This window comes from uncultured Clostridium sp. (assembly GCF_947039605.1).
Taxonomy (GTDB): domain Bacteria; phylum Bacillota; class Clostridia; order Clostridiales; family Clostridiaceae; genus Sarcina.
The window spans coordinates 42641-62632 of the sequence record NZ_CAMQZG010000020.1 but is presented as its reverse complement, the minus strand read 5'-3'; the positions used below and the strand labels follow the sequence as shown (position 1 = coordinate 62632).

Below are 19992 nucleotides of genomic sequence, written 5' to 3'. Positions count from 1 at the left end.
TATTAAAAGGAACTTATTTGTGGAATAGTGGTATGTTTATAATGAGAGCAGATACAATTATAAGGGAAATAAATAAGTATATTCCTCAGCTTAGTAAATGCCTTAGTGAAATTTATAGACATATTGGGCAAGAAGATGAGGAAAGAGTCACAAAAGAGCAGTATGCATTAGTTGATGGAATATCAATTGATTTTGGTGTTATGCAAAAAACAAGAAAGGCTACTGTTATTAAATGTGATTTCTCTTGGGATGATATAGGAAGTTTTACAGCACTTAGTAGATTCTTAGAAACAAAAGATACCAACGCGGTTAGTGAGAAAGTTTACTTAGATGAGTCAGAAAATTGTTGTGTATTTGGCAATAAAAGACTTGTTATAGGTTTTGGACTTAAAGATCTTGTCATAGTTGATACTGGTGATGTACTTCTCGTTATGGATAAAAATAAGGATCAAGAGATTAAACATTTATTGAGTAAAATAAGTGAAAACAAAGAATATAAGGACTATTTATAAGGATTGTAGGGAAAGAAAAAAGGGCTGAGAAAATCAGTCCTTTTTCTTTTTTTCAAGAAGGAGTATAATAAATATAAAATTTGGCAAGTATAAATTAATTGTAGGGAATTTATTATAGACTATGATAAGATAGAGTAAATAATATTTTTTAAAAGTGGGAGGGATTTTTCATGGATAACAACATAGTAGACTTTGGTAAATTAAAAGATAAGGTAAGAGATAAAGATATAAATAGTTTTGAAAATTATATATATGATTTATATTATAAAATGGCTGAAGGTAAAATGAGTATGATGCAATTATCTGTAGAGATAAGCACATATATGCAAGAGAATAATATTTCACAAGAAAAACTTATAAACATACAAAAAGAAATGTTAGCGAAGTATGGTATGAGCATGGATGATGTATCAGAACAAATGGCAAATATGGACCCAAGTACATTTAAAAACATGGGAGTAGATCCTAAAATGTTTAAAAATGCTAATGTACAAGAAAGCTACGAAGAGCTTAGACAAGTAATGGGATTTGAAGAAAAGTATAAGGCTAGAATCGCTAAAAAGTCTTTAACAACATATAAAATAAAGAATAGTATAAATGATATAGAAATACAATTAGATGGGAATACTGTATTTATAAAGAGTATAAAAGATATTAGTCTTAGTGATAATGAACTAAATGAATTCCTTTGTTCTTATAAAAAGACATTAAAGGATGATACTATAAACATAGAGTTATGTGGAAATATTCAAAATTATATATACTAAGAATAAGCTAGTTAAATCTCTTTAAATTAAAAAGAGTGGAGTTGCTTTAATATGATGGCTAATACACATTTAATGATAGCTAGAAAGGTATATTTTAATCTAGATATTACTAAAAGAGAAAAAGTTAGCTATAACAATTTCCTTTATGGAAATGTGAAGCCAGATATGGTTTCAAAGTATAAGCTAAAAAAACACTATATGGATGAATCTTTTGATATGATAATTGATAAGATAAAAGCACTTAGTGCATTGTCTGATAATGAGATAAATAAGATGAGTGCTACAGTTAGGTTTAGTCAAGAACTTGGTGTTATATGCCACTTTCTATGTGATTTCTTTTGTGTGCCACATAGTCAAAGGTGGGAGTTTAAACATAGCATGAATAAGCATGTTAAGTATGAAAAGGAACTTGCAGGTTTTGCAAAAACATTTGCTTTTTCTGATGATAGAATAAAAGTATTTGGTTTTTTTAGTATAAAACAATTTATATTAGATACTCATAAATTATATTTAAAATCAGAATCATATTCTAATGATTTAGTGTTTGCAGCTTATATATGTAATAGCGTTGTACAATATGTAATGGACTCAATAGAATTTAATAGCAGTGTTGCTATTAAATTTACTAATAAAATATATAACTAAGAAGTGTAGGAAACTATGCTTCTTTTTTTGCGAAAAAAATCAACAAAGTATTGACCATTTGGAAGAAGATGCATATAATGAAAGTATGAACATATGAACAATCATTCATATGAAACAATTGGAGGGAAAACAATGAGTAATGAGAATATAGATAAATGCATAGATAGATGTGAAGAGAACGCAATTCATGGTGAAGTAGTTTTAAGAGTTAGAGAGAAGCTTCCAAAAGAAGAAACTTTATATGACTTAGCAGAACTATTCAAAGTATTTGGGGATAGCACAAGAATAAAAATTTTATGCTCTTTATTTGAAGCTGAAATGTGTGTTTGTGATATAGCAACAACACTTGGAATGAGCCAATCAGCAGTATCTCATCAACTTAGAGTTCTAAAGAATGCAAAGCTTGTAAAGTTTAGAAAAGAAGGAAAAGCTGTGTATTATTCATTAGACGACGATCATGTTAAACACATATTTAATGAGGGATTAAATCATATAAACGAATAGGACTAATCAATAAGTAGTCTATTATATAGGCAAATATAGAAAAATGTGGGCAAATATATTTATCTATATACTTGTTGGTAGGTTTCAAGCCTTAGTGAGTGCTACGTAGCGAAAGTTTGTTGCACTGTGAACTCCGATTATATATTTAGCTAAAGACTTACCCTTGAATGTATTTTCAGTTTGAGGCTCTAAGAGTGAGGAAGGATGACCGACTTCTATTGTCCTGATGTCAAACACCTAATCACATGCGCGATATATTGTCATTGGCGAGAAGAAAAATCCCCGCAAGAATGTACCTAAATATATAACAGGGTATATTTGACCATATTTTAGAGAGGAGGTTTTTTTTATGAGTGAGGTAAAACTTTACTTAGATGGTCTTAATTGTGCTGGTTGTGCTAGAAAGATAGAAGATAAAACTTCAAAACTTTTAAAGGTTAAAGAAGCAAGCTTAAATTTTACAACTAAGACACTATTAATTGAATTGAATGACAGAAAAGATGAAGACGAAATTATATCAACAGTTAAAGATATTATATATAAATTAGAACCAGATGTTAAAGTTAGGGAAGAAGAAAAAAATGTAGTTGAGAAATTAAATATATCAAAGAATTTTAAACTTACATTAAAAGATTTAAATTGTGCAGGATGTGCAGGTAAAATAGAAGAAAAGACTAATGCACTTAGCGAAGTTAAAGAAGCGACATTAAATTTTACAGTAAAAACATTAGCTGTAAAGCTTAATGATGCAAAGGATATAGATAAAGTAAAAAAAGAAATAAGAGATATAATATTTAAACTTGAACCAGATGTAAAGGTGATAGATGAACTAGAAATAAATTATGATGAAGAGATAGAAATATCAGAGGAACCAAAAGAATTTAAAGTTGAATCAAGTCTTAATGTTTTTAATATAACAAGATTTGTTATTGGGGTTATATTATTCTTAGTAGCACAGCTTTCAGGCTTTAGTGATAAAGTTAATGATGGAATATTTGTAGTCAGTTATGTTATTTTAGGATACCCAACAGTATGGAAAGCAGTTAAGAATATATTTAGAGCTAAGAATATTTTTGATGAAAACTTCCTTATGACTATTGCGAGTATAGGTGCATTTCTTATAGGGGAACACCCAGAAGCCGTTGCAGTTATAATGTTCTATGAGATTGGTGAGATGTTCCAAGGTTATGCAGTTAATAACTCAAGAAAATCAATATCATCACTTATGGATATTAAACCAGATTTTGCAAGGGTTATAAGAGATAATGAAGAAAAAACAATTTCACCTTATGGTGTTAAAGTTGATGAAATAATTTTAGTAAGAGCAGGTGAGAGAGTTCCACTTGATGGTGTTCTAATAGAGGGTAATACAAGCCTTGATACATCAGCACTTACAGGAGAATCAGTACCTAGAACTGCTAGACTAAATGATGAGGTTTTAGCAGGATGTATAAATTTAAATGGTGTGATAAAGCTTAGAGTTGTAAATATATTTAAAGAATCTACATTATCAAAAATATTAGAACTTGTAGAAAATGCAGGAAATAAAAAAGCTCCAACAGAGAAGTTTGTAACTAAATTCTCAAGATATTATACACCAGTAGTTGTTATAATAGCAGCAATGCTTGCAATAGTACCACCATTTATTTTGCAAGATGGTAGTTTTAAAGAGTGGCTTGAAAGAGGACTAGTATTCCTTGTGGTATCTTGCCCTTGTGCTTTAGTAGTATCAATTCCACTAGGGTTCTTTGGAGGGATTGGTGCAGCATCTAAAAATGGAATTCTTATTAAAGGTGGAAATTATTTAGAAGCATTAAATTCAGTTAAAACTGTTGTATTTGATAAGACAGGTACACTTACAGAGGGGAAATTTAAAGTTTTAGATATAAAACCAACTGGGATGGAAAAGGAAGAATTATTAGAACTTGCAGCATATAGTGAGTATCTTTCTAATCACCCAATAGCAAAATCTATACTTGAGGAATTTAAAGGAAAGATAAATAAAGATATAATTACTGATTATGAAGAAATAGCAGGAAGAGGAATATCTTTAAATATATCAGATAAAAAAGTTTTAGCAGGAAATGCTAAATTAATGATAGAAAATAATATTTCTTATTTTGAAATAAATGAAGTAGGAACAATAATTTATTTTGCAGTAGATGGAGAGTTTGTTGGAAGTATCTTAATTGGTGATAAAATTAAAGATGATTCTAGAGAAGCAATTAAAAAACTTAAAGCTCTTGGAATTAAAACTGTTATGTTAACAGGTGATAATAAAAAGGCTGGAGAGATAGTTGGAAAAGAGCTTGGGCTTGATGAAATTTATACAGAATTATTACCACAAGATAAAGTAGAAAGATTAGAAAATATACTTTCTAATAAAAAGGAAAAAGAAAATGTTATATTTGTTGGTGATGGAATAAATGATGCACCAGTTCTTGCAAGAGCTGATATTGGTATTGCAATGGGGGGCGTAGGATCAGATGCAGCTATAGAAGCGGCAGATGTTGTAATCATGAAAGATGAGCCAAGTAAAATAATAGATGCAATTAAAATTGCAAAAAGAACAAGAAAAATAGTTTGGCAAAATATTATTTTTGCACTAGGAATTAAGTTAATTGTTTTAGTTTTTGCAGCAGGTGGAATGGCTACAATGTGGGAAGCTGTTTTTGCAGATGTAGGAGTTGCTATTTTAGCTGTTTTAAATGCAATGAGGGTTTTGAGAGTTAAAAAGTAATAAAATTACAAATATAGTAATAAAAAATTGTCGAAAGTAAAAAAAATGGCGAAAAAATATTGACAATTTAACAAAAAATTAATATAATTGTATTTATAAGAATATGTTCAGGTAGATGCGTATAACGGTTATACTATTTATCTTAATGAGGCTTATACATAACTTTAAGGTTGTTGTGTATAAGCCTCATTTTCTATATTTTTATTTAGATAAAAATAGGTTTTAAGCAGAAGAATGTTAGCGAGAAAAATAATAAGTTGAAAATTTTGTTAAATTATAGATAAACAAAAGATATATGTGTTAAAATATACAGTATGTTATATATTTAACAAGCTTGAGTTAAAAGAGGTGAATTTAATGGAAAAAAGAAAGACTATATCTATGGCTGTTATCAAAAGACTCCCAAAATATCATAGATATTTAAGAGAACTTATGGATAATGATGTAGATAGAATATCATCTAAAGAATTAAGTGAAAAGATAGGATTTACAGCTTCACAGATACGTCAGGATTTAAATTGTTTTGGTGATTTTGGTCAGCAAGGGTATGGATATAATGTAAAAGCTTTATACAATGAGATAAGTAATATACTTGGACTTGATAGAGCTTATAAATTAGTAATCGTAGGTGCTGGAAATATTGGGCAAGCAATTGCTAATTACAATCAGTTTGGAAAATTAGGATTTGTAGTTGAAGGTATTTTTGATGCTAATCCAAAGCTTTCAGGAATTCAAATTAGAGATATAGAAATACAAGATATAGATGATTTAGAAGGTTTCTTAGAACATAATAGTATAGATATTGGAGTTATATGTGTTCCTAAAGTTAATGCACAAAAAGTAGCAGATAGATTTATATCAAGGGGCATAAAAGGAATCTGGAACTTTGCACCTTTAGATTTAGAGGTTCCAAGTGATGTAACAGTAGAAAACGTTCATTTGAGTGAAAGTATGCTAACTTTAATATATTTACTGAATGAAAAAGAAAACAAAAAATAAAACTAAAAATGGATAATTTTTCTAAAATACCAAAAATATATTGCAAATGGAAGAAATAGACATTATAATTTAATTGAAGTTTGAAAAAGCTTCAATTATTTTTTTTGCCTAGTTTGTTAAGTTTATAACAAATGGGTTTGTCATATTAAAGGGTATTGAGGAGGAATTTTAAAAAATGGAGTTAAAAAACGTTCTTCTTGAAAAAGAAGGTAATATCGCTATAGTAACTATCAATAGACCAAAGGCTTTAAATGCTTTAAACTCAGAAACTTTAAAAGACTTAGACACAGTAATAGCAAATCTTGAAGAAGATAAAGATGTATATGCTGTAGTTTTAAGAGGAGCAGGGGATAAATCTTTTGTTGCCGGGGCTGATATAGCGCAAATGAAGGACCTTAATGAAGAAGAGGGTAAAAACTTTGGGATTTTAGGTAATAACGTATTTAGAAGATTAGAAAACTTAGACAAGCCAGTAATAGCTGCTATTTCAGGATTTGCTTTAGGTGGTGGGTGTGAACTTGCTATGTCATGTGATATAAGGATCGCAGGCGAAAAAGCTAAGTTTGGACAACCAGAAGCTGGACTTGGAATAACTCCAGGTTTTGGGGGAACTCAAAGACTTCCAAGAATAGTTGGATCTGGAATGGCTAAGGAATTAATATATACAGGTAAAATAATTAAAGCTGATGAAGCTTTAAGAATTGGATTAGTTAATAAGGTTGTAGCGCCTGAAACTTTAATAGATGAAGCAATGAAAATGGCTAAAATGATAGCTAGTAATGCTCCGATAGCTGTAAAGTTATGCAAAGATGCTATAAACAGAGGAACACAAGTGGATATGGACAAGGCTATCATAATAGAGGCTGAAGATTTTGGTAAGTGTTTCTTAACAGAGGATCAGACAGAAGGTATGACTGCATTCATGGAAAGAAGAAGTGAGAAGAATTTTAAAAATCAATAATAAGATCCATTAATGGATTTTTTATATTGCATTTAAATAATGGGGAGGTTACATTAAATGAATTTTCAATTAACTACAGAGCAAGATTTAGTAAGACAAATGGTTAGAGAGTTTGCTATAAATGAAGTAAAACCAATAGCGGCGGAGATTGATCAAACAGAAAGATTTCCAATGGAAAATGTAAAGAAAATGGCAGAGCTTGGAATGATGGGTATTCCATTTAGTGAAGAATTCGGTGGAGCTGGCGGAGATGTATTATCATATATTATCGCTGTTGAGGAGTTATCAAAAGTTTGTGGTACTACAGGGGTTATCCTTTCAGCACACACATCTTTATGTGCTTCAGTTATAAATGAATTCTGTAATCCAGCTCAAAAAGCTAAGTATTTAAAAGACCTTGCAACGGGTAAAAAACTTGGTGCTTTTGGACTTACAGAGCCAGGTGCTGGAACAGATGCAGCTGGTCAACAGACTACTGCAAAAGTTGATGGAGACAATTATGTTCTTAATGGAAGTAAAATATTTATCACAAATGGTGGATATGCTGAGACGTTTATCATATTTGCTATGACAGATAAATCTCAAGGAACAAGAGGAATTTCTGCTTTCATAGTTGAAAAAGATTTCCCAGGTTTCTCTATTGGTAAAAAAGAAGATAAGCTTGGAATTAGAGCTTCATCTACAACAGAACTTATCATGGAAAATTGTATAGTTCCAAAAGAAAACTTAATCGGTAGAGAGGGTAAAGGATTTGGAGTAGCTATGAAAACTCTTGATGGAGGAAGAATAGGTATTGCAGCTCAAGCTCTTGGAATCGCAGAGGGTGCTTTAGAAGAAGCAGTTAATTACATGAAAGAAAGAAAACAATTTGGTAGACCTTTATCAGCATTCCAAGGATTACAATGGATGATAGCTGATATGGATACTAAAGTTGAAGCAGCGAAGAATCTTGTTTATAAGGCAGCATTCCTTAAAGAAGCTAAGCTTCCTTATTCAGTAGAAGCTGCAAGAGCAAAGTTATATGCTTCAGAAGTTGCTATGGAAGTAACAACTAAAGCAGTTCAAATCTTTGGTGGATATGGTTACACTAAAGAGTACCCAGTAGAAAGAATGATGAGAGATGCTAAGATAACTGAAATCTATGAAGGAACTTCAGAGGTTCAAAAAATGGTTATCGCAGGTAGTGTTTTAAGATAATTTAAGAGGGGGACATTAAAAGATGAATATAGTAGTTTGTTTAAAGCAAGTACCAGATACTACAGCTGTTAAGATAGATCCAGTAAAAGGTACATTAATAAGAGATGGAGTTCCATCAATCATAAATCCAGAGGATAAGCATGCTTTAGAAGCAGCTTTATGCCTTAAAGAAAAAAATGGTGCGACTGTTACAGTTCTTAGCATGGGGCCACCTCAAGCTAAAGCAGCTTTAAGAGAAGCATTATGTATGGGAGCTGATGAAGCAGTTCTTATAACAGATAGAGCATTTGCAGGGGCGGATACACTTGCTACATCAAAAGCTTTAGCAGGAGCATTAAAAAGATTAGAGTATGATATAGTTTTCGCTGGAAGACAAGCGATTGATGGAGATACAGCACAGGTTGGTCCAGAAATAGCAGAGCATTTAGACATAGCACAGGTAACTTATGTTCAGGGTGTTACAGTTGAAGAGGATGGATTCTTAATAAATAGAGCTTTAGAAGATGGATATGAACTTATAAAAGTTCAAGGACCAGTTCTTTTAACAGCTATCAAAGAGCTTAATCATCCAAGATATATGAATGTTAAAAGCATATTTGCTACAAAAAATAAAGAAGTAACAGTATGGACAGCTGATGATATAGAAGTTGATAAAGCAGAACTTGGATTAAAAGGTTCGCCAACTAAGGTTAAGAAGTCAATGACTAAAGAGCCAAAAGGTAAAGGTGAGATAGTTAATCAATCAGCTAACGAAGCAGTTTCTTATGTTTTATCAAAATTAAAAGAAAAGCACTATATCTAATTTTAAGGGAGGTATTAAGTTATGAATTTAGCAGATTATAATGGAGTTTGGGTTTTTGCTGAACAAAGAGAAGGAGAACTTCAAAAAGTTTCTCTTGAAATCTTAGGAGAAGGTAGAAAACTTGCGGATAAATTAGGAGCAAAACTTACAGCTTTAGTTTTAGGAGATAATATCGGAGGTCTTGGAGAAGTTCTTGGAGCTTACGGTGCTGATGAGGTTTTAGTTGTGGATAATCCACTTCTTAAAAACTATACAACTGATGGATACACAACAGCAATTTGTGAAATTGCAAATGTGAGAAAACCAGGAATATTATTCATAGGAGCAACTTTTGTAGGGAGAGATTTAGGTCCTAGAGTTGCAGCTAGACTTTCAACCGGGTTAACAGCTGACTGTACAATTCTTGATGTTGAAGTTGAGAATGGTGACCTTCTTGCTACAAGACCAGCGTTTGGTGGAAATCTTATGGCTACAATAGCATGTCCAGATCACAGACCTCAAATGGCTACAATAAGACCTGGTGTTTTTTCAAAACTTCCAGGAACAAACACAGATTATACAGTTTCTAATTTAGAAGTAACTTTAAAAGATAGTGATATCAGAACTAAAGTTATTCAAATAATTAAAGAGCATAAAGATATAGCTGATATATCAGAAGCTACAGTTTTAGTTGCTGGTGGAAGAGGAGTTGGTTCAAAAGAAAACTTCAAACTTCTTGAGGAACTTGCAGAAGAACTTGGTGGGTCAATAGCTGCATCAAGAGCTGCGATAGAAAAAGGTTGGGTAGATAAGGATTATCAAGTTGGACAAACAGGTAAGACAGTAAGACCTAATATTTATATCGCTTGTGGTATTTCAGGAGCAATCCAACACGTAGCTGGTATGCAAGAATCAGATATGATAATTGCTATAAATAAAGATGAAACAGCTCCAATCATGAAAGTTGCAGATTATGCAATTGTTGGTGATGTAGCTAAGGTTCTTCCAGAATTTATTGGACAATTTAAGAAAATAAAAGAAGAAAACTAAGGTATAAATTAGATTTTTAAAATTTCAATTTATGGAATGAAATTAATTTAAAGGTAAAGGGGCTTTGGGTATTAGCCCCTTTATCATAATAAAAATGAGATGAATGGGGGATTTTTAATTATGGAAAAGATTTTTGTACTTGGTGCAGGAACTATGGGAGCTGGAATTGTTCAAGCTTTCGCACAAAAAGGTCATGAAGTTGTAGTAAGAGATATTAAGCAAGAGTTCGTTGATAAAGGAATTGCTGGAATCAACAAAAGCTTATCAAAGCTTGTTGCTAAAGAAAGAATGACAGAAGAAGTTAAAGAAGAGATACTTACAAGAATTACAGGAACAGTTGATATGAACATGGCTGCTGATTGTGATTTAGTAGTAGAAGCTGCTGTTGAGAATATGGAAATCAAAAAGAAAATATTTGCAGAACTTGGTAAAATATGTAAGGGAGAAACTATTCTTGCTACAAATACATCATCATTATCAATCACAGAGGTTGCAACAGCAACTAACAGACCTGATAAAGTTATAGGAATGCACTTCTTTAACCCGGCTCCAGTAATGAAGCTTGTTGAAGTTATCAAAGGTATGGCTACATCAGAGGAAACTTTTGCAAAGGTTAAAACTATTTCAGAAAACATTGGAAAAAGCCCAGTAGAAGTTGCTGAAGCTCCAGGATTTGTTGTAAACAGAATTCTTATTCCAATGATAAATGAAGCAGCAGGAATATTAGCTGAAGGTATCGCAACAGAGGAAGATATTGATACAGCTATGAAACTTGGAGCAGCTCACCCAATGGGACCATTAGCTCTTGGAGATTTAATAGGTCTTGATGTATGTCTTGCTATAATGGATGTTTTATACAAAGAAACAGGTGATAGTAAATATAGAGCCCATAGTCTTTTAAGAAAATATGTTAGAGCTGGACAACTTGGTAGAAAAACTGGAAGAGGATTCCACAACTACGCAAGATAATATTTTAGTATAAAAAACAGCCTACTCTTCATAGTGAAGGGGAGGCTGTTTTATTTTATTCAGTTTTAAGTTTTTATAAAAATATTTTATGTTTTTTAGAGAGAAACTTTTTATAAAAGACAATTATAATAACTGAACTTATAGTTCCAAGAATGCTTCCAATAATTATATCTGAAGGATAGTGAACACCTACATAAACTCTAGAAAAAGCTATTAATATTGCTGTGATATAAGCTGGAATAGCCCACTTTTTAAGCATATATGCAATTATAAGAGCACCTGCAAAAGCTGATGAAGCATGTCCTGATGGGAATGAATACGATGTTGGTAACGATATTAAAGGATGTAAATTAGTAAGAGTTAGAAACGGTCTTGGTCTTTGTATTAAATCCTTTAATATTGTTATAACAATTATATTTAGAAGTTGAGATAAGTAAATAAGTATTCCGACTTTTCTAAGTTTTTTAAAGAAGAAAAATATGAATCCTATTAAAAGCCAAATAGCACCAAGGTCACCTATTTTAGTAAAGAAAATCATAATAAAATTTAATATTGGATTATGTAATTCTTGAATAGCATACATTGATGATGCATCAAAATTTTGTATCAAATTAATCATTTAAACACCCCTTAAACAAGTTATAATATCATCTTAATTGATTTAGTAGGGGGTGTCTATATAAGAGTGGGGAAGGAATTAAGACTTAAATAATAAAAAGTGTATATTTATTATCAAATTAATAACAAATAAACTATATTATCATTGAAAGTAGTAATTAATTCCGTTATAATTGGTGAAATAGGCAGAGTTTTATCAAAAGGGGGGATAGTTTTGATAAAAGAATTTATAAAATATTATAAACCATACAAAAAAACATTTTTCTTAGATTTATTAGCTGCATTTTTTGTTGCAGTTTGTGATTTGTTTTATCCAATGATTACAAGAGAAATCATTGATAATGTGATTCCAAATAAAGATTTAAGATTACTTGCTATATTTGCAATAACGCTTCTTGGAATATTCTTTTTAAGAGCAGGACTTAATTACTTTATGCAATATCAAGGTCATGTTGTTGGTGTACAAATGCAAGGTGATATGAGAGATGATGTATTTAAAAAATTGCAAAAGTTACCAAATAAATATTTTGATGATAATAAAACAGGGGTAATAATGTCTAGAATTATCAATGATTTAAATGAAGTTTCAGAACTTGCACATCATGGACCTGAAGATTTATTTATGGCAATAGTTATGATATTTGGTTCATTTGGAGTATTAAGTTCTATAAATCTTGAGCTTACTTTAATTGTTTTTGCACTTTTACCTTTAGGTATATATTTTACTTTAAGAAAAAGAAAGAAGATGATAAGTGCTTTTAAAGAAACAAGGGAAAAAACAGGGGAAGTAAATGCAGCTATAGAAAATAGTATATCTGGAATAAGAGTTACTAAATCATTTTTTAATGATAAGTATGAGATAAATAGATTTAGTGAGTCTAATGAGACTTTCAAAAGTGCTAGAAAAAAAGCATATAAAGTAATGGCAGAATATTTTTCTGGTATGTTTCTTTTTATAGATTTATTAGAGCTTATAGTTTTAATATCAGCAGGATATTTTACTTATTTAGGTAGAATAACTTTTGGAGATTTTGCAGCTTATATTCTTTATATAAAGATGTTCTTGCAGCCAATTAGAAAACTTATAAACTTTAATGAGATGGTTCAAAATGGGATGACCGGCTTTGCAAGATTCCAAGAATTAATCAATGAGGAAGAAGAAGTAGAATCAGAGAGTGCGGTAGAATTAGAAAATGTTAAAGGTCATATAAAATTTGAAAAAGTTAATTTTAAATATGAAGATAATTCAAAGATTTTAGATAATTTTGATTTAGAGATAGAAGCAGGGAAGATGATAGCTTTAGTAGGTTCATCTGGTGGTGGAAAAACTACTATATGTAATCTAATTCCAAGGTTTTATGAATTTGATAGTGGAGATATAAAAATTGATGGGACAAGTATAAAAGATGTTAAACTTGAATCTCTTAGAAAGCAAGTTGGAGTAGTTCAACAAGATGTATTTTTATTTACTGGAAGCATTAGAGAAAATATTGCTTATGGAAAAATTGGTGCAACTAAAGTGGAAATAATTAGTGCAGCTAAAAATGCGAGTTTACATGATTTTATAATGGAACTTAAAGATGGATATGATACATTTATTGGAGAGAGAGGGGTTAAGTTATCTGGGGGGCAAAAACAAAGAATTTCAATAGCTAGAGTATTTTTAAAGAACCCAGCAATACTTATCTTAGATGAGGCTACATCAGCACTTGATAATGTAACAGAAAAAGAAATTCAAAAAGCTTTAGAGTCACTTAGTAAGGATAGAACAACACTTGTTGTTGCACATAGACTTACAACAATTCAGAATGCTGATGAAATTATTGTAATAGGCAAAGAGGGTATAAGGGAAAGAGGAACTCACACAGAACTTTTAGATAATGATGGGATTTATGCAATGTTAAATTCATTATAAAAATAAAATACTCTTATTTAAGTATTTAAAGGACTTAGATGGGAGTATTTTTATATTTGTTGAAATATGGACAATATATTAAAAGTATTATAAAATTACATAGACAATAAATAGAAAAAATTAATAACAAAAGATGAAATTTGGAGGGAAATATGGGCTTTTTAGATACTTTTAATATGGCAATTTTAAACCAATTTAAGGATTGGCATGGACCTATCATAGACAAGATAATGCTTGCATTCACAAGGATTGGAACAGATGGTCTTGTATTTTTAATAATAGGTTTAATACTTCTTATAACAGTTAAACACAGAAAAGTCGGATTTATGATTTTCTTTGCATCAAGTATAAACTTAGTTTTAGTTGAGTTTTTCAAGCATATAGTGAAGGAACCTAGACCATTTTTAACACATCCAGAACTATTGAACAGTGTCATAGGAGTAGCACCACATTCTTATTCCTTCCCATCAGGGCATGCATCAGCAGCTTTTGTTGGAGCTTTTATATTAGCGTATTACTTTAAGAAATGGGCAATTCCAGTTTATTTACTTGCGATAGCAATTGCAGTATCAAGACCATTCTTATTAGTACATTATCCAACTGATGTTATAGCAGGGGCCATAATAGGGATAGTTAGTAGTATTTTAGCTTTCTTCTTCTATAGAATAATCTTAAAGAGATATTTTATGGGAATTTTAAGAGGATTAAAGATAGAAAAATATCGTAGTAAACATTAAAAAAAATTTATAAGCATATGTTACTTGAACAGTGATATATGCTTATTTTGATATGAGTTATACTATATTAACAAAAAAAAATAAAAAAATGTTAAATTTACTATTGATATTTTGAAGAAATTGATATAAAATTAAATTAATTTAAATAATACATACAAAATATTAACAAAATTCTATTTTTTTAAAGATGTATGTAAACCTTTAACATAGTCTTAAGCAATGAATTAGCTTGGACAAGTTAAAATAGAGGCGTATGCAGAAAAAGATTATAATTATACATTAACATAATAATAATAATGTTCTTTAAATAGGATATACAAAAACAAAAGAAAAGCAATTTTAGGAGGTACTAATGAACTTTTTTTCAAAATACTCAATATTTCATAAAATATACTTTGCAGTATTCTTAATTTTCAACTTAATAATATTCTTTATGCCTATAGCACAGGGTAAAGGTGTTTCAATGATGGGAATTGTAGGAATTATTGTTTCAATTTCAGGGCTGTTTGCAGCTATTTACACTGCTAGGGCAGAGGTTGCAGCTTATGTGTGGGGAGTTATCAATACATTATTTTATATTGTAATATCAATTTCTAACCATATGTATGCAGAAATTATTTTATATATAATTTATATGTTACCAATGAATGTTTATGGGTTCTTTGCATGGAGACAAAGTGCTAGAGCAGCTAAACAAACAGATGGAGAGTCAACTTCAACTATAGAAGTTAAAAGTTTAAAACCTTCAACTTGGGTTGCTATAATAATAGGTATAATAGTAGTATGGGCTGCTTATGCAACATTTGTTTACTACCTACCAGAAATATTACAAAGTGTTGCTGGAATTTCAATTCCAAGAGATCATGTATGGTACATTGACTCATTTACAGCAACAATTACAATATTTGCGGTTGTAGTATCAACACTTAGATATAAAGAAACATGGTACTTCTGGATTGTTGGTGATGGTGTAGGGATAGCACTTTATATAATTGCACTTACACAACATTCAAGTTTCTCATTTGCAACATTATCAGGGGCAATGATGTGGATTCAATTCACAGTAAATGCTATCTATGGATTAATAGTGTGGAAGAAGATTGGAAAAGAACAACATGGTGGCGATGTAAAAGCTGCTTAATATATAATAAGAAATCGAATCGTATTAGTACGGTTCGATTTTTTTTATTATTAAATTTTTTTAAAAGTATTTTTGTTGAAAAAAAGGAATTATATGTATCTATGTAGAATAATAAATATATAAGGGATATTTGATTTTATAGGAGGTTATGAAGAAAAATGAAAAGATTTACATTACCAAGAGATACTTTCTTTGAGAAAGGGTCATTAGAGTATTTAAAAACATTAAAAGGAACTAAAGCTAGCGTAGTTGTTGGTGGTGGTTCAATGAAAAGATTTGGATTCTTAGATAAGATAATTTCGTATCTTACAGAGGCTGGGATAGAAACTCAAATTATAGATGGAGTAGAACCAGACCCATCAGTTGAAACAGTTTTAAAAGGTGCAAAACTTATGAGTGAGTTTAAGCCTGATTGGATAGTTGCAGTAGGTGGAGGTTCTCCAATAGATGCAGCTAAAGCTATGTGGGTATTTTATGAGCATCCAGAAAAAACTTTTGATGATATAAAAGATCCATTTACAATTCCAGAGCTTAGAAAAAAAGCTAAATTTTTAGCAATTCCATCAACTTCAGGGACTGCAACAGAGGTTACAGCTTTTTCTGTAATTACTGATTATTCAAAGGGAATTAAGTACCCACTTGCAGATTATAATATAACTCCTGACATAGCAATAGTTGACCCAGATCTTGCACAGACTATGCCTGCAAAACTTGTAGCGTACACAGGGATGGATGCTTTAACACATGCGATAGAAGCTTATGTTGCAACACTTAATTCACCATTTACAAATCCACTTGCAATGGAAGCTATTTTAATGATAAAAGAAAATTTAATAAAGTCATTTAATGGTGATACGGATGCAAGAGAGCAAATGCACTATGCACAGTGTATGGCAGGAATGGCATTCTCAAATGCTTTACTTGGAATTACACATTCAATGGCTCATAAATCAGGTGCTATATTCCATGAAGAGGGTGTTGAAACTAATCAATTACAACATATCCCACATGGATGTGCTAATGCAATATACCTTCCTTATATAATAGATTTTAATAAAAAAGCTTGTATGGATAGATATGCGACAATAGCAAAAAGATTAGAACTTACAGGTTCAACTGATGAAGAATTAGTTGATGCTTTAACAACTATGATTAAAGATATGAATAAGGAAATGAATATTCCAGCAACTATTAAAGAATTTGGAATTAATGAAGATGAGTTTAAGGCTAAAGTTACTTTAATATCTGAAAGAGCTGTTTTAGATGCTTGTACATTCTCTAATCCAAGATCAATTTCTAATGAAGAGATGCAAAAAGTTTATGAAGCTACATTCTACGGAACAAAAGTAGATTTTTAGATAATAATAAAAGTTCAACTTCTTATAAAAGGAGTTGAACTTTTTAAATTAAATTTTAGTATTTAATTTGTAGCTAAATTTTAGTGTAAAAATATTCTAGTTAAGGTAACTTAGTTTAAGTAAAGAAAAAATATATTTAGATGAGGTTAAGCAAATGAAGAAAGATACTTTAATAACTATAATAGGCGGAGTTGCAATTGTGATAGCTGTTATAATAGGCGGAAATTTAATTATGAACCATAATTCAAAGAAATCAGAAGTTCCGCCGATAATAAATATACCAGGAGTAACAAGCAAGGTAGATAATAGTACTAATAATGCTCAGTATAAAGAAGCCCAAACTAAATTAAAGAATTTTAAACCGGGAGTAGATAGCATATATATAGAAGTGAAAGATGAAAATGGTAAAGTAATAATTCCAAAAGAGTTAGCTTTTAAAGGAACTCAAAAACAGTTTAAAAATGCACCAATAATAAAAATTCCAAAAGGATATATATTAGTAAACGAAATTGTATCAAGTTCATCTGGGGGGATAGTAGAAGGAGCGCCAGGTTATAGTACAGAAATAAACCTTCAGAACGCAGTGATGTATGGTAATTTATTTAATGCTGAATTTATATCATTTATAGCTAAAAAGACAACCTAAATATAAAATTAATAAAAAATTATATATTTAATTGATAAAATATTGGAAAAAATGTATAATTTTAATTAATTTATAAATTAGGGGGGATTAGGGTGTATAAAATTACTAGAAAAGAAGAGCTAACAAATAACATATATCTTATGGAGGTAGAGGCACCAAGAGTTGCTAAATCTGCAAATCCAGGACAGTTTGTAATAGTAAAGATGGATGAAAAAGGGGAAAGAATTCCGCTTACTATTTGTGATTATAATAAGGAAATTGGTACAGTTAGTATAGTATTCCAAACACTTGGGGAGTCTACACTAAAAATGGCAAAATTAAATAAAGGTGATTCATTTAGAGATTTTGTTGGACCACTTGGTAGAGAGTCAGAATTTATCAATGAAGATATAGAGCATCTTAAAAATAAAAAAGTTCTTTTTGTAGCTGGTGGAGTTGGGACAGCACCAGTTTATCCACAAGTTAAATGGTTACATGAGAATGGAATTAAAGCAGATGTTATAGTTGGTGCTAAAAATAAAGATATGCTTATATTAGAGAATGAAATGAGATACGTTGCAGATAATTTATATATAGCCACAGATGATGGTTCAGCTGGAGTTAAGGGGCTTGTAACTAATGTTATAGAAGATTTAGTTAAGAATCAAAATAAAAAATATGATGAAGTTATAGCTATAGGACCAATGATAATGATGAAGTTTGTTTGTAAGCTTACAAAAGAGCTTGATATTCCTACAATAGTAAGTTTGAATCCAATAATGGTTGATGGTACAGGTATGTGTGGTGCTTGTAGAGTTACAGTTGGAGATAAAGTTAAATTTGCTTGTGTTGATGGCCCCGAGTTTGATGGTCATTTAGTAAACTTTGATGAAGCTATGAGAAGACATCAAATTTATAAAACTGAAGAAGGAAGAAGAATGCTTAAAGCTATAGAGGGTAAAACACATCATGGTGGCTGTGGAAATTGCGGAGGTGATAAATAATGGCACTGAATTTAAATAGAACTCCTGTAAGGGAGCAAGATGCAAAAGTTAGAGCTACTAATTTTGAAGAGGTATGTCAGGGATATACTTTAGAACTAGCAATTGAAGAAGCAAACAGATGTCTTGGGTGTAAAAAACCTAAGTGTGTAGGTGATTGCCCTGTTGCTATTAATATTCCAGAGTTCATTAATAGAGTGAAAGTTGGAGATATAAAAGGTGCGGCAGAGGTTATAGCTAGAGATTCAGCACTTCCAGCAGTTTGTGGAAGAGTTTGTCCACAGGAAAGTCAATGTGAGGGTAAATGTGTTCTTGGAATTAAAGGTGAGGCTGTTGCAATAGGAAAGCTTGAAAAGTTTGTTGCAGACTATGTTAGAGAAAATAATATTGAGATTAATATAGAGATAGATAAAAATAATAAAAAAGTTGCAGTTGTAGGTAGTGGTCCAGCAGGCCTTACTTGTGCAGGTGACCTTGCTAAAATGGGTTATGATGTGACTATATTTGAAGCATTGCATGAAGCTGGTGGAGTTTTAGTTTATGGTATTCCAGAGTTTAGACTTCCAAAAGAAACTGTTGTTAAAACAGAAATTGAGAATGTTAAAAAGCTTGGAGTTAAGATTGAAACTAATGTTATAGTTGGTAGAACTGTTACCATTGATGAACTTTTAAATGAAGAAGGCTTTGAGGCAGTATTTGTAGGTTCGGGTGCAGGGCTTCCTAAGTTCATGGGGATAAATGGAGAGAATGCTAATGGAGTTTTCTCAGCTAATGAGTTCCTTACAAGAAGTAATCTTATGAAAGCTTATGATTCAAGTTATGATACGCCAATTACAAAAGCTAATAAAATAGCAGTTGTAGGTGGTGGAAATGTTGCTATGGATGCTGCAAGAACTGCTTTAAGACTTGGTTCAGAAGTTCATATAGTTTATAGAAGAAGTGATGCAGAACTTCCAGCAAGAAGAGAAGAGATTCATCATGCTAAAGAAGAAGGAGTTATATTTGATGTTTTAACTAATCCAACAGAAATTTTAGAAGATGAAAATGGATGGGTTAAAGGAATGATGTGTGTGAGAATGGAACTTGGCGAGCCAGATGCTTCAGGTAGAAGAAGACCTGTAGTAGTTGAAGGTTCAGAATTTATTATGGAAGTTGATGCTGTAATAATGTCACTTGGAACCTCTCCAAATCCACTTATCAGTTCTACAACTAAGGGGCTTGATATAAATAAGTGGGAATGCATTATAGCTGATGAAGAAAATGGAGCTACTTCAAGAGAAGGAGTATTTGCGGGTGGTGATGCTGTGACAGGTGCTGCGACAGTAATACTTGCTATGGGAGCTGGTAAAAAAGCAGCTATAGGAATAGATAAATATATAAAAAATAAATAAATTTTCAATATATTTATTGAAAGATTTTAAAGTAAAAGATATTCCCTTTAAGGTTAGGGGGGAGTATCTTTTTTTTGTTTT

The 19992-nt window shown here is 31.0% G+C and carries 18 protein-coding genes and 1 pseudogene; 18 read left to right on the top strand and 1 reads right to left on the bottom strand.

Annotation, left to right across the window (positions count from 1 at the left end; translation table 11 throughout):
• From Q0V24_RS09275 to Q0V24_RS09225, 11 genes and pseudogenes are all read left to right on the top strand, one after another.
• Nucleotides 1–512: pseudogene (locus Q0V24_RS09275) on the top strand (sugar phosphate nucleotidyltransferase); the annotation flags it as partial.
• A gap of 170 nt (nt 513–682) precedes the next feature.
• A complete protein-coding gene (locus Q0V24_RS09270; protein WP_297520732.1) occupies nt 683–1279 on the top strand; it encodes a DUF3867 family protein in 597 nt (198 codons plus the stop codon).
• Nucleotides 1280–1330: 51 nt separating this feature from the next.
• On the top strand, nt 1331–1924 hold the full coding sequence (locus Q0V24_RS09265) for a zinc dependent phospholipase C family protein (RefSeq protein ID WP_297520730.1): 594 nt from the start codon (nt 1331–1333) through the stop codon (nt 1922–1924).
• A gap of 132 nt (nt 1925–2056) precedes the next feature.
• Complete coding sequence (locus tag Q0V24_RS09260; RefSeq protein ID WP_297520728.1) at nt 2057–2428, top strand: metalloregulator ArsR/SmtB family transcription factor; 372 nt, start codon at nt 2057–2059, stop codon at nt 2426–2428.
• Between the two features lie 349 nt (nt 2429–2777).
• Nucleotides 2778–5168 (top strand): heavy metal translocating P-type ATPase, encoded by a 2391-nt coding sequence (locus tag Q0V24_RS09255; RefSeq protein ID WP_297520726.1) that lies wholly within the window; start codon nt 2778–2780, stop codon nt 5166–5168.
• 357 nt (nt 5169–5525) lie between these two features.
• The gene (locus Q0V24_RS09250; RefSeq protein WP_297520724.1) at nt 5526–6167 is read left to right on the top strand and encodes a redox-sensing transcriptional repressor Rex; all 642 of its coding nucleotides are present in this window, start codon (nt 5526–5528) and stop codon (nt 6165–6167) included.
• Between the two features lie 175 nt (nt 6168–6342).
• Nucleotides 6343–7128, top strand: coding sequence for a short-chain-enoyl-CoA hydratase (locus Q0V24_RS09245; RefSeq protein ID WP_297520722.1), 786 nt, complete (start codon nt 6343–6345; stop codon nt 7126–7128).
• 57 nt (nt 7129–7185) lie between these two features.
• Nucleotides 7186–8325 (top strand): acyl-CoA dehydrogenase, encoded by a 1140-nt coding sequence (locus Q0V24_RS09240; RefSeq protein WP_297520720.1) that lies wholly within the window; start codon nt 7186–7188, stop codon nt 8323–8325.
• A 22-nt stretch (nt 8326–8347) separates the two neighbouring features.
• Nucleotides 8348–9127 carry an electron transfer flavoprotein subunit beta/FixA family protein gene (locus Q0V24_RS09235; RefSeq protein ID WP_297520718.1) on the top strand — a complete coding sequence of 260 codons (780 nt, stop codon included), beginning with the start codon at nt 8348–8350 and terminating at the stop codon, nt 9125–9127.
• A 21-nt stretch (nt 9128–9148) separates the two neighbouring features.
• Nucleotides 9149–10156, top strand: a complete 1008-nt coding sequence (locus tag Q0V24_RS09230) for an electron transfer flavoprotein subunit alpha/FixB family protein (RefSeq protein ID WP_297520716.1) — start codon at nt 9149–9151, stop codon at nt 10154–10156.
• Between the two features lie 120 nt (nt 10157–10276).
• Entirely contained in the window at nt 10277–11125 is an 849-nt protein-coding gene (locus Q0V24_RS09225) for a 3-hydroxybutyryl-CoA dehydrogenase (protein WP_297520714.1), read from the top strand.
• A 73-nt stretch (nt 11126–11198) separates the two neighbouring features.
• On the opposite strand, the gene Q0V24_RS09220 is transcribed toward Q0V24_RS09225, so the two are convergent.
• Nucleotides 11199–11744 carry a phosphatase PAP2 family protein gene (locus tag Q0V24_RS09220; RefSeq protein WP_297520712.1) on the bottom strand — a complete coding sequence of 182 codons (546 nt, stop codon included), beginning with the start codon at nt 11742–11744 and terminating at the stop codon, nt 11199–11201.
• A gap of 213 nt (nt 11745–11957) precedes the next feature.
• Here Q0V24_RS09220 and Q0V24_RS09215 point away from each other — a divergent pair, with 213 nt between their 5' ends.
• The 7 genes from Q0V24_RS09215 to gltA all read left to right on the top strand — a co-directional run bounded on the left by Q0V24_RS09215 (nt 11958) and on the right by gltA (nt 19911).
• A complete protein-coding gene (locus tag Q0V24_RS09215; RefSeq protein ID WP_297520710.1) occupies nt 11958–13658 on the top strand; it encodes an ABC transporter ATP-binding protein in 1701 nt (566 codons plus the stop codon).
• Nucleotides 13659–13810: 152 nt separating this feature from the next.
• Nucleotides 13811–14395: a phosphatase PAP2 family protein gene (locus tag Q0V24_RS09210; RefSeq protein WP_297520708.1), complete on the top strand. Its 585-nt coding sequence runs from the start codon at nt 13811–13813 to the stop codon at nt 14393–14395.
• A 352-nt stretch (nt 14396–14747) separates the two neighbouring features.
• Nucleotides 14748–15536 (top strand): nicotinamide riboside transporter PnuC, encoded by a 789-nt coding sequence (gene pnuC / locus Q0V24_RS09205; protein ID WP_297520706.1) that lies wholly within the window; start codon nt 14748–14750, stop codon nt 15534–15536.
• A 158-nt stretch (nt 15537–15694) separates the two neighbouring features.
• Nucleotides 15695–16894: an iron-containing alcohol dehydrogenase gene (locus tag Q0V24_RS09200; protein ID WP_297520704.1), complete on the top strand. Its 1200-nt coding sequence runs from the start codon at nt 15695–15697 to the stop codon at nt 16892–16894.
• Nucleotides 16895–17048: 154 nt separating this feature from the next.
• Nucleotides 17049–17540 (top strand): hypothetical protein, encoded by a 492-nt coding sequence (locus Q0V24_RS09195; protein WP_297520703.1) that lies wholly within the window; start codon nt 17049–17051, stop codon nt 17538–17540.
• 92 nt (nt 17541–17632) lie between these two features.
• On the top strand, nt 17633–18523 hold the full coding sequence (locus Q0V24_RS09190) for a sulfide/dihydroorotate dehydrogenase-like FAD/NAD-binding protein (RefSeq protein WP_297520701.1): 891 nt from the start codon (nt 17633–17635) through the stop codon (nt 18521–18523).
• Nucleotides 18523–19911: an NADPH-dependent glutamate synthase gene (gene gltA, locus Q0V24_RS09185; protein ID WP_297520699.1), complete on the top strand. Its 1389-nt coding sequence runs from the start codon at nt 18523–18525 to the stop codon at nt 19909–19911. The genes Q0V24_RS09190 and gltA overlap by 1 nt, the downstream gene beginning before the upstream one ends.
• The last annotated feature ends 81 nt before the right edge of the window (nt 19912–19992 follow it).